The following is an 11,862-nucleotide window of genomic DNA, read 5'->3' as shown; positions in this document are numbered from 1 at the left end:
GCATCGGCGGGTGTAGTCTACAAATCGTAAAGTCACAATCAGCTCACAGCACTCTGCTGATGCAGTCCGTTTCTCCAAGCTTACGTCTCAAATAAGAATCATTGTAATTACTGATCGATAGCACCGTAGCACTAGCGTTATTTCCCAAGAAATACGACCAAGGCGAGGGCATCATGACGGCAAGAAACAGACTGTTGTTTGCAGCAGCAATCACTCTGAGCATAGGTGCATTACACAATGCCAGCGCACAAAATAGCGTCACTATTTACGGCATAGTCGACGTCGCCACGGTCTATAGCAGTAATCAGGGTGGCGCATCCAATACTTATATGCGTAGCGGCAATCTTGCCGGTAGCCGCATCGGCTTCAAGGGAGTGGAAGATCTGGGCGGCGGGACAAATGCCATCTTTCTTCTTGAAAACGGTTTTAACGTCGATACCGGCGAATTAAGCTCCACCAGTTCCTTCTTTAATCGGCAAGCTTATGTCGGTTTATCCAATACGCACTACGGCACACTAACGGCTGGTCGCCAATACACGCCGTACTATCTGTTCGTCGCTCCGATCGGCCCTACTACTGCATTGACTGGTGCTACTGGCGCACATCCAGGTGATATCGATGGTTTGGATACAACCATACGCAGCAATAATTCCGTGACCTATACGTCGCCGGTCTTCAACGGCTTGCAGTTCAGCGGCTTGGTAGGTTTCGGTGAAACGGCAGGCAATATGTCCACCGGCAGAACGCTCAGCGCAGCTGTCAAATACGACTACAACGCCTGGAATTTTGCCCTGGGTTATCAGCGACTGAACAATGGCACGACACCTGGCAACTGGAACTCCAGCGCATCCGCCAGCTTCTCCACATCTGCTATTAATAACGGTTATCTGTCTGCCGACTCAGCACAATTCCTTGCCGCTGCCGCACGCTATACGATAGGTAAACTGGTATTAGGCGTGAATGCATCGAATGTCGAATACCGCCCTAACAGCGGTTCATTATTCGTCGACAAAGCGACCTTCAATACGCTGGGCGTGCTCTCTACGTACCAACTGACCCCTGCCTTGTTTGTCAGTGCTGGCTACAGCTATACAAAAGAGAAAGCGGCCAACGGCATTACTGATCCTGCCAAATACCACCAGGTATCACTTGAGCAGACTTACTCATTCTCTCCCCGCACTGCAGTGTATTTTCTGGAGGCTTACCAGATCGCCAAAGGTCAAACCTTGGGCCTGGGTGGAATCGGCATGCCTGTCAGAGCCGTTGCTGTTGTTGGCGATTCACAAAATGGAACGCCGTCGGATGGTGCCAATCAAGCCGTCTTCATGGTCGGCATACGTCATTCGTTCTGATAAACGCAATTCCACAACTCGCATACAAAACGTATGTAGCAAACACTCTTGCATTCAGCAGTACTACTAAAAGAGGACCACATCTGCCATGGATACCTTAGGTAAAGACGTCGAGGCCACTTCCTCATTCACACCGACACGACGCCGTCTATTAGTCGGCATGCTATCTGCCTACACTGCGTCGCTGATCCCTTGGGCATTAGCGCAACCAGTAGCGGATGACAAGCAAGGCGCATTTGTCGCTGTGTCTGCCATTCTTGTTGGCCGCACTACGCTGGATGCAATACAGGCCAAGCGTTTATATGACGCGCTCGTTGCCAATGACGCGGACTTCCCGAAAAAGGCACAAGCACTGCTTGCCCTGATCGAACAACGAAAGATAGATCCACTCCAGTTACAGCAAACCCTGGACACAGAAAACTCTGATCTGGCAGATACACCGCGCACAATCGCCAGTGCCTGGCTCCTTGGTATCGTCGGCAGCGGCGAGAAGGCACGCGTCTTCGCCTATGAAACTGCGATCAATGCAGAAATCGTGTCGGATATCTTGAAGCCACCTACCTACTGCTATGGCACATACGGTAGCTGGGCAAAAAAACCAACGTAAGGAGCATCAGATGCCTAACGATTTATCCGCAGACTTTGTCATCATCGGCTCCGGAATCATCGGCTCCTTGATGGCGCAAAAACTTTCACAAGCTGGTGCATCGGTCATTATTCTGGAAGCTGGCCCACGCGTAACACGTGACGAACTTGTCGCACGCTTCAGAAATTCTCCGCGTCGCAGCGACTGGATGTCACCTTACCCATCCGTACCCTCTGCACCGCATCCGATTTATCAGCCGAGCAGCAATAATTACTTCATGCAAGCGGGCCCTTATCCCTACGAAGCGGAGTACATACGCCAAGTCGGCGGTACCACCTGGCATTGGGCGGCACAAGCATGGCGCAACGTACCTAGCGATTTCAAGATACATAGTCTGTATGGTGTTGGCGTTGACTGGCCGTTCAGCTATGACGATCTGGAACCCTACTATCAGGAAGCTGAAGAAATCATGGGCGTATCCGGCGCGCCGAATACCGGCTCACCACGCAACAAACCATTTCCGATGGAACCAGTCACAGAACCGTATGCCATGCGACGCTTGCGCGAACGTTTGGATCCAGTCTATGCAGTCGTCAGCAATACCACCGCGCGCAACAGTCGCAGCTATGCTGGCCGACCTGCTTGCTGTGGCAACAATAGCTGTCAACCAATTTGCCCTATTGATGCGCAATATCATGGCGGTATTGCAGCAGCCTCAGCCGAAGCCGCCGGTGCCAAGCTGTTAGCCAATGCCAATGTCTACAAACTGGAACACGATGAAAAAGGTCGTGTTACTGCTGCCTTGTATTACGACCCAGACAAAAACACGCATCGTGTCACCGGCAAAACCTTTATCGTCGCAGCCAATGGCATAGAAAGTCCGCGCCTGTTGCTGCTTTCTGCCAGCGATAAATTTCCAAAAGGTTTGGCCAACAATCACGACATGGTCGGACGTCATCTGATGGATCACCCCAGCACATCACTGACCTTCGATGTCGAAGAAGAACTCTGGCTCGGTCGCGGACCACAAAGTCCCAGCTCCATCAACACGATGCGCGATGGTTCTTTTCGTTCTGAGCATGCAGCATATCGTCTCGACTTCACCAATATCTCGCGTGTCGATGGCGCCACCAAATCATTGATTGCTGCTGGCGTCTACGGCGTTGAATTTGAAAAACGTTTGCGATACAGCGCTGCACACGAATTCAACGTCAAGAACGTGCTGGAAGTGTTGCCCGACCCTGAAAATCGCGTCACGCTCGCTAGCGAAAAAGATTCCATGGGCATCCCGAAACCGCAAGCGCACTATGCAATCCACGATTACACCCGCAAGGGACATGAGCGATCGCAGCAGGATTTCAAACGTATTGCAGAATTGATGGGCGCTACCAATCTGCGCTTCAGCAAAGAAGGTATGTTCGCGAACAATCAGCACATCTGCGGCACGGTCAGCATAGGTACTGATATCAATGTGTCGGTGTGCGATCAATGGGGGCGTACACATGATCATGAGAATCTGTACTGCGCTGGCACCGGCCTGTTACCAACCGCTGCCACCTGCAATTCAACTGAAACCGGACTGGCAGTAGCCTTGCGTACTGTGCATCACATACTCGCAGAGCAAAACAAGGCACCTGCGCCATCTGCCGCGAACAACTCAACGTCAGAAAGGCAGCCAACATGAGATCGCCACTATGTTTGCATGGTTTTCTCGGCGCTAGCGTACTGGCGCTGCTCAGCTTGAATGTCTACGCTGCAACTGAAAGCGTCTCTGCAGTGGGCGCAGATGCCGACATGATCAAGCGCGGTCAATACCTGGCAACAGCAGGTGACTGTATTGCCTGTCACAGCACACCGCATGGCAAAGCTATGGCTGGCGGCCTGGCGTTACCGACCCCGATCGGCGACATCATTGCAACCAACATCACGCCATCCAAGACGCATGGCATAGGCAACTACACACTGGAGCAATTCAGTAACGCACTACGCAAAGGTGTGCGTGCAGATGGTCAGCGCCTGTATCCGGCGATGCCTTACACCTCTTACGCGCTGGTCTCGGATGACGATACCAAAGCGATGTACGCCTACTTCATGAACGGTGTACAAGCTGTCGATGCCGCACCAGCACAAAGTACCTCACTGCCCTTCCCCTTCAACATCCGTCTATCGATGGCAGCGTGGAATATATTGTTCCTCGATAGTAAACCCTTCGTTGCTGACAGCAGCAAAAGCGTCGAATGGAATCGTGGCGCTTATCTGTCACGTGGACTCGCACATTGCAGCACTTGTCATACGCCGCGCAACATGATGATGGCGGAAAATATTTCGAAGGAATTAGCCGGTGGCGATGTAGGCGTATGGCACGCGCCGAATATCACATCGGATGCCAACAGTGGTATTGGCGGCTGGAGCGAGCAAGAGTTGGTGAACTATATGCAAAACGGCCGTGCTACCGACAAAGGCCAGGCATCGGGACCAATGGCAGAAGCCATTGATCACAGCCTGCGTCATTTAACGGCAGAAGACTTGCGCGCGATTGCCGTCTACATAAAGAGCGTACCTGCTGTACATGATGCAGCCGACAGTCGTCCTGTCTACGCATGGGGATCTGCGAAAAACGAACTCAACACTATTCGTGGCGTGCCCTTGCCTAAAGACTTGAATCAAATGACCGGTCCGCAACTCTACGATGCACATTGCGCCACTTGTCACCAAGCCAGCGCACAAGGCAGTTTTGATGGCGGCTTACCGCCGCTGTTTCACAACACCGCACTAGGCAGGAGCAACTCCAACAATCTGGTGATGGTGATGCTCGATGGCATACAACGACAAACGGGGACCGAAGAAACACTGATGCCGGGCTTTAGAAATACACTCTCGGATCAACAGATAGCAACGCTGGGAACATATCTGATCAAGCAATACGGTAATCCAGCCAGCACCGTCACTGTCGACCAGGTCAAGACTTTACGTGCCGGTGGTGGCGCGTCCAATCTGGCCTTTATTGCACAAGTAGGAATCGCAGCTATCGCCATAGTGATCCTCGCCGTGCTCTTGCTATTCATGAGACGTAGACGTCGCAATACTCCTTCAACGTAAGAAGACAATGCTGCCGGCGGCATTATCAACTTAATTCAATAGCCATAAAAAAACCCGCAAGTTTTAAACCTTGCGGGTTTTTTGTTATTGATTTCCGAGACTTATTTAACGCCGGCGTGAAAACGTATCGTCACGATTTTCTTCTGGCGCATCTTCTTCACTATCGTCTTTTACATCGCTTAACGATGGTGGTGGTTGGAAGCTCGCCAGCAAGGCGATGCGACTTTCCGGCGTTTCCAGACTGATGCGACCGATGGCACCAGTGCGGTAATCCTGCAAAAAGGTGTGCGCTGCTTTTTCCAGATCGAGCTCACCACCTTTGATGCGGAAACCGCGACGCAAGGCCACACCTTCGATCACGCTAACGCCATCGATACCTTCAGTAGGAAAGCCGTAACGTGCAGTCAGCAATTTTGGATAGTGCATCAAGATGATGTCTGCCAGAAAGGTCGCGACTTCTTCTTCAATCAGCGCGTTACTACCAATCGCGTGACTGGCTGCCAGCATCAAACCGTCGCTAGGATGTTCAATCTTTGGCCACATCATGCCCGGCGTATCGGTCAGCACCATGTTATTGCCGAGATACAGACGCTGCTGCATCTTGGTCACTGCCGGTTCATCGCCTACTTTGGCAACGCGCTTTTTGAGCAATGCATTCATCAACGTCGATTTACCGACGTTAGGAATGCCCATGATCATGATGCGCAACGGCTTCAGTGCTGTGCCGCGATGCGGAGCAATCTTCAAACTCAAGCCAGGGATTTTGGCGACGTCGGATGGCTTCTTGCAACTCAAGGCAACCGCGTGCACACCCTTCTGCTTGTTATAAAAATCCAACCATTTTTGCGTAGCAATAGGATCGGCAAGATCGCTCTTGTTGAGTATCTTGAGGCAAGGCCGCTGGCGAAACGTGCGCAGCTCTTCGATCATCGGATTGCGGCTCGCTTGCGGTACGCGCGCGTCCAGCACCTCGATGATCATGTCGGTCTTTTCCATGGCTTCCGCCGCCTTCTTGCGGGCGGCGTTCATGTGACCTGGGTACCATTGTATGGACATGCGTGACTTTATCTTAAGGAAGCAAGCCGCTATTTTACTCGCTCACAGCCTCCTCCGAGAGGAAGCCGCGCCTCCTTTCGTCATATTCTAGGCATTAATCAGCCCAAAATGTCATACACACGTCATATCCAGCATGCAGACTATGTTCCGCAGCGCCAACGGGGACCGGCGCAATAAAGGCCCCGACCAATTCCTTTGCGATGCTTTTGCTCATATCGACATTGCAACAAACTTGTCTATCGTGCACTTCCTTCGCCCCTTTTATCCCTCGCATGACGCGCAACCGTCTGCCGGCATCGCTTTCCCCTCACTGAATAAACGATGATAAGCACCAGCGGCTTGACCTACGGTTCAGATCAATCCGGCTTGATCTGGGGATTTTTATTCAAACCAGACTTGCCTGCGAGTTTGATTAACTCCAATCAGGCATTGGAATGGTTAAACCAGAAATCAGAATATCGCCCACTTCAACCTGAGCAATACCGCCAGCGAAAAATGGATCATCGAGCATGCCGGTGTGGTCGATGAATTCAACGAAGCGCTACACGACGGCTCACGTTCCACCCGCATTGAGTTAGCCGATAACACTTTGATCGCTGTCGTCAATGATGTCCTGCACAGCTTTTCCTTCGAATCAGCTGATATCGCCACCTTGTGGCTAAGCGTCACGCAGCATGTTGTCATCAGCACACGTCGAACTCCTTTGAAGTCCATTGAACGTCTACGCCAAGCAGTCGAAGGCGGCGACACGATACGTTCATCGGTCGAATTACTGATTCATCTGCTGCGCGATCAAGCTGATGTATTGGTCAAGATCGTGCGCGATGCCGTCGCACGCATCGATAAGGTAGAAGACAATTTACTCGCTGGTCGCTTGAACAAGCAACGCACTGATCTCGGCGCGCTGCGACGCATATTGGTTCGCCTGCAACGTCTGTTGGCACCGGAACCAGCCGCATTGTTCCGTCTGCTGCAAAAACCACCAAACTGGGTTGCAGAACTAGATACCCAAGAATTACGACAATCGACAGAAGAATTCTCCGTCGTCTTGAGTGACATGAGTTCGCTGCAAGAACGCATCAAGTTGCTGCAGGAAGAAATCGCCGCGCAGGTCAATGAAGAAAATAATCGCAGCCTGTACGTGCTGACCATCGTCACGGTATTGGCATTGCCAATCAACATTATTGCCGGTCTGCTCGGCATGAATGTGGGCGGCATACCGCTGGCGGAACACTCCTACGGCTTCTGGATCGTCGCTGGCATAGTCGCCACCTTCACCGTAGTGGCGGGCTGGTTTGTCATACGCAAGCAGAAGCAGGATTAAAAGCCCACACCGCATCTCTACAAAGCAAAGTCAGGCTTTACACAACAATCCAACACCACAGATTCAATACACGTTGAATTACAAGCCGGGCAAGCAAAAGGATTTGCTACGTCTGTCCGCCTTCGGTAACATCAAGCAGCTAGCGATAATGCTGCAGACCAGCGCAACAAAGTAATTCGGCCACGCACTTAAAGGGCCGCATCTCTGTTCAGTATGATTACTTGCTCTACTGAACTATCGCGCGCCAGATGCTGTCCACACTCACATCATTCCTCAATACATAATTCGATGAAATTTCCGTTTCCCTCCAAACGATCTGCCTCGCTGCTCGCCCTATCATCCGTTCTTGCCCTGAGCGGTTGCGCCTTTGCTACCGATACCAACAAGAAGCCAGCGCCAGTAGCTAAAGCCAAGAAAGTCGTCAAACCCGTGCAAGGCGATGAGTTCGCTAATTTCTCGCAATGGGGTGACGTCTCCACATTCATAGACCAAATGGTGGAGAAGAACGGCTTCGACAAACGGCAGTTGCAAGCGACTCTGAACAAAACCCATTACGTCGACAGCGCCATACAGTTGATGAAACCGGCGCCACCAGGCAAGCCGAAAAACTGGGCCGCTTATCGCGCCCGCTTCGTCGAACCTGTCCGCATCAATGCCGGCGTCGCCTTCTGGAATCAATATGCAGACGCGCTGGCTCGCGCTGAAGCGCAGTACGGTGTACCGGCAGAAATCATTGTCGGCATCATCGGTGTAGAAACCGTCTATGGCCGCAATACCGGCAACTTCCGCGTGATGGATGCGATCACAACGCTCGCGTTTGCCTATCCAGAAACACCAAATCGCACCGCACGCATGAACTACTTCCGTGGCGAATTGGAGAACACGCTGCTGTTTGCACGCGATGAGAACATTGATCCATTTTCGTTACTTGGCTCTTATGCAGGTGCCATAGGCTGGCCGCAATTCATGCCCGGCAGCATACGCAAATTTGCAGTTGATTTCGACGGCAATGGCCACATCGATCTGCGCAACTCGCCAGTCGATGCAATCGGCAGCGTCGCCAACTTTCTAGTGAAGCACGGCTGGCGTGCAGGTGAGCCGACTGTCTTCCCTGCCAAAGTAGATATGACGGAGAACTGGCAACGCTTTATCGGTCAGGGACTGGAAGCGAAATTCACTGTGGCAGAAATGAAAGCAGCGGGCGTGACGCCGTTGGTTGAACCACCTGCCGATATGCTGTTCGGTCTGGTGGATTTACAGAATGGTGCCGATGCTAGTGAATACTGGCTGGGTGCACCCAACTTCTTTGCGATCACACAATACAATCGCAGCTTCTTCTATGCGATGTCCGTAATTGATCTGAGTCGCGCAGTACGCGCGGCGCGCAATCCCTAAGAAGTAATACAGTAGCCGACCAACGCTGTTGGCGGCTACTGATCAGCGCGCTGCGTTCGCCGGCGCTTTCAAGCAAGTCAAATCAATCTGGATCGATTCGCCATCGCCGTTAATCCAGACTTGTGCATCCTGGATCGTGCATTGCAACTGCATATTGCGCTGTGCAAGTTTGGCTAGTGCCTGGCTTGTTGCTGCCGGCAGATTAAATACACTTAGATTCTTTGCACGGTCGACCTTGTTGGCGATTTGATTCCACCAGATATTGCTCATGCTGCTATAGCTATAGATGATGACGCGATTGGAACGACCGCAAGCCTTCATGATGCGCTTATCGTCTGGCTGACCAACTTCTATCCAGAGATCAATCGCGCCGGTCAAATCCTTCTGCCACAAGTCAGGTTCATCATCCGCACTCAAGCCTTTACCGAATGCAAGCGCCTCATTGGCGTGTAATACAAAGGCCAGAATCCTGACCATCATGCGTTCATCCGTTTCCGATGGATGCCGCGCAATCGTCAGTGTGTGGCCATCGTAGTATTGCCTGTCCATATCGGCAATTTGCAGATCGGCTTTGAAGATAGTTGATTTAAGTGCCATGAATTCTACTTTGATGAAAATGTCGCGATAGCGCGGAACGGTGGCAAGAATAGCCGATCCGCCTAGCGCATGGCGACATTTTTTAACTGACACGGCAGTAACATGGAAATTACTACAAACGTTTAAAATAGAAGACTAATAACAGGATGTCCTGCATGCAAACAACTCAACACGATGCAATTGTCGCGACCACGCAAGCGTGGATAGAAAAAGCCGTTATCGGCTTGAATCTGTGCCCATTTGCCAAGTCCGTCTATGTCAAAAAACAAATCCGCTATACCGTCAGCCCAGCCACTGAAGTGGATGCCTTGCTGGAGGAACTGGAAGCGGAATTACAAATTTTGCAAGCCAGCGATCCTGCTGACATTGATACGACGTTGCTGATCCTGCCGGACGTGTTGGGAGATTTTCTGGACTACAACGATTTTCTCGACCTTGCCGATGCCGCTATCGAGAAATTGGAATTAGATGGCGAAATTCAAATTGCCAGCTTCCATCCAGACTACCAATTTGCCGGAACCAAGGCCGACGATATAGAAAACTACACGAATCGTTCGCCTTACCCGATTTTGCATTTATTGCGTGAATCCAGCATCGAACGCGCCGTCGATGCCTTCCCGGAAGCGGAAGATATATACGAAAAGAACATGGAAACCCTGCGTCGGCTCGGAATAGAAGGTTGGCAAAATTTACATTTGGCCACACCGCCGCACCCAAACGCGAAATAACATACAAGTATTATTTAACAGAGAATGTTGTCAAAAATAAACATTCCTTAAAACAACAACAAGCATTGATTTTTAAGGATTTTTTGGTGAATTTGGACAGAAAAGAATAAAATTTCAATAACGCTACTTTTCTCAAAAAGAAAAGATTGTTTGATGGAACTCTTAGCCAATTGTGAGGCCAAAAGTACACTGAGTTGTAATTGCTTTTTTGAAATTTCTTGCTATATTGATTGCATATAGTTAATTTTTTCATATATAGCCTTGAAAAAGTCGTCGCCGCCTGCAACTTTACTAATGTGACAAGACTCCAATCAGTAGCCGTCGAAATTGCAACACAATTTGCATTTCCCGATCCCACGTTTGACATTTTAAAATCGAAGATATTATGACTACTCCGGATAGCCAAATGACTAGTAACCGACTCGCAGATCAAGTTGCGTACGATCCCAATCATCTGCTGGACTCGTTGATTGAAAGACTGCATCTGAAAAATGATGCGGCTCTGTCGCGCGCACTGGAAGTCGCCCCGCCAGTAATCAGCAAAATTCGCCACCGTCGTTTGCCGGTAGGCGCATCCTTGCTGATTCGCATGCACGAGGTAAGCGATTTAAGTATTCGCGATTTGCGTATTCTGATGGGCGATCGTCGCGATAAATTCCGTATCAGCGACAAGCAATTCAAGCCTAAAGAAGGCGTTGCGACCGAATCGCACGAGTAATACTGCCGTATAGACAGCGTATTTCCGGTTTAGGCCGGGAATACGCCTGTTGAAAGGTAACGATCGCCTCTATCGCAGACGATGAAGACTACTGTTGCATTCTCTACAGTTTGAGAAATTCTGAGCGCAACCTCACACGCGCCTGCAGCTGAAATCCCGCAAAAAATCCCCTCTTCTATCGCCAAACGACGTGCCATTTGTTCGGCAACAGCTTGGCTGACGTATTCAAGCTGGTCGACTTTGCTCGAATCATAGATTTTTGGCAGGTAGGCTTCTGGCCATTTTCTGATTCCTGGGATCTGTGAGCCTTCATCTGGCTGCACGCCGATGATCTTGATATCAGGATTCTGTTCTTTCAGATATTCCGATACACCGATGATCGTACCTGTGGTGCCCATTGCACTGACAAAGTGCGTGATTTTCCCGCCAGTATCGCGCCAGATTTCCGGCCCGGTGGTTTCGTAATGCGCACGTGGATTATCGGGATTGGCAAATTGATCAAGAATCAGCCCTTCGCCATTCTTTTGCATTTGCTCTGCCAGATCGCGGGCATATTCCATACCGCCGGTCTTTGGCGTCAACACGATCTTCGCACCGTATGCGGCCATCGCCTGACGACGCTCTTCGCTCAGGTTCTCTGGCATGAGCAAAATCATCTTGTAGCCGCGCATCGCCGCCACCATCGCCAACGCAATACCGGTGTTACCGCTAGTCGCTTCGATCAGAGTGTCGCCTGGCTTAATATCACCGCGCTCTTCTGCATGTTTGATCATCGACAAGGCTGGTCGGTCCTTGACCGAACCTGCCGGATTATTCCCTTCAAGCTTGCCGAGAATAATGTTGTTACGACGCGCAGCGTCTTCGCCGGCCAGTCGTTTGATTTGCACTAAAGGTGTGTTGCCGATGGTGTCTTCAATGGTCAAATATTGCATAGTGAGTGCTTGGCTACTGTGTCTGGGAAAACGTCATTTTAATCGCAGTTGCCATCACGCGTACAAACTCGATCA

10 protein-coding genes and 1 pseudogene are annotated in these 11,862 nt (G+C 50.8%); 8 read left to right on the top strand and 3 right to left on the bottom strand.

The window, feature by feature from the left end:
* Positions 1–173 precede the first annotated feature (173 nt).
* The 4 genes from AC07N2_RS08755 (at position 174) to AC07N2_RS08740 (ending at position 5,037) form a co-directional block, all read left to right on the top strand.
* Positions 174–1,352 (top strand): porin, encoded by a 1,179-nt coding sequence (locus tag AC07N2_RS08755; RefSeq protein ID WP_494777883.1) that lies wholly within the window; start codon positions 174–176, stop codon positions 1,350–1,352.
* 88 nt (positions 1,353–1,440) lie between these two features.
* On the top strand, positions 1,441–1,959 hold the full coding sequence (locus AC07N2_RS08750) for a sorbitol dehydrogenase family protein (RefSeq protein ID WP_494777882.1): 519 nt from the start codon (positions 1,441–1,443) through the stop codon (positions 1,957–1,959).
* Between the two features lie 10 nt (positions 1,960–1,969).
* Positions 1,970–3,622, top strand: coding sequence for a GMC family oxidoreductase (locus AC07N2_RS08745; RefSeq protein WP_494777881.1), 1,653 nt, complete (start codon positions 1,970–1,972; stop codon positions 3,620–3,622).
* A complete protein-coding gene (locus tag AC07N2_RS08740; protein ID WP_494777880.1) occupies positions 3,619–5,037 on the top strand; it encodes a c-type cytochrome in 1,419 nt (472 codons plus the stop codon). The genes AC07N2_RS08745 and AC07N2_RS08740 overlap by 4 nt, the downstream gene beginning before the upstream one ends.
* A 105-nt stretch (positions 5,038–5,142) precedes the next feature.
* Here the strand turns inward: AC07N2_RS08740 and ylqF are convergent, their stop codons facing one another.
* Positions 5,143–6,093, bottom strand: a complete 951-nt coding sequence (ylqF, locus tag AC07N2_RS08735) for a ribosome biogenesis GTPase YlqF (protein WP_494777879.1) — start codon at positions 6,091–6,093, stop codon at positions 5,143–5,145.
* A 321-nt stretch (positions 6,094–6,414) separates the two neighbouring features.
* Between ylqF and AC07N2_RS08730 the strand changes: the two are divergent.
* Positions 6,415–7,417: pseudogene (locus tag AC07N2_RS08730) on the top strand (transporter).
* 288 nt (positions 7,418–7,705) lie between these two features.
* Positions 7,706–8,812, top strand: coding sequence for a lytic murein transglycosylase B (gene mltB, locus AC07N2_RS08725; RefSeq protein ID WP_494777878.1), 1,107 nt, complete (start codon positions 7,706–7,708; stop codon positions 8,810–8,812).
* A 42-nt stretch (positions 8,813–8,854) separates the two neighbouring features.
* Here mltB and AC07N2_RS08720 read toward each other — a convergent pair whose 3' ends face one another.
* Positions 8,855–9,409, bottom strand: coding sequence for a YaeQ family protein (locus tag AC07N2_RS08720; protein ID WP_076594174.1), 555 nt, complete (start codon positions 9,407–9,409; stop codon positions 8,855–8,857).
* 155 nt (positions 9,410–9,564) lie between these two features.
* Between AC07N2_RS08720 and AC07N2_RS08715 the strand changes: the two genes are divergently transcribed.
* Both AC07N2_RS08715 and AC07N2_RS08710 read left to right on the top strand, forming a co-directional pair.
* Positions 9,565–10,137, top strand: coding sequence for a DUF1415 domain-containing protein (locus AC07N2_RS08715; RefSeq protein WP_494777877.1), 573 nt, complete (start codon positions 9,565–9,567; stop codon positions 10,135–10,137).
* Between the two features lie 406 nt (positions 10,138–10,543).
* The gene (locus AC07N2_RS08710; RefSeq protein ID WP_407928066.1) at positions 10,544–10,855 is read left to right on the top strand and encodes a hypothetical protein; all 312 of its coding nucleotides are present in this window, start codon (positions 10,544–10,546) and stop codon (positions 10,853–10,855) included.
* A gap of 29 nt (positions 10,856–10,884) precedes the next feature.
* Here AC07N2_RS08710 and cysM read toward each other — a convergent pair whose 3' ends face one another.
* On the bottom strand, positions 10,885–11,787 hold the full coding sequence (gene cysM, locus AC07N2_RS08705; RefSeq protein ID WP_076593561.1) for a cysteine synthase CysM: 903 nt from the start codon (positions 11,785–11,787) through the stop codon (positions 10,885–10,887).
* Positions 11,788–11,862: the final 75 nt, after the last annotated feature.

It is taken from the genome of Herminiimonas sp. GW821-FHT09C12, from assembly GCF_059416385.1.
Note: the sequence above shows the minus strand (reverse complement) of the source record. Positions and strands in the feature narration are given on the sequence as shown.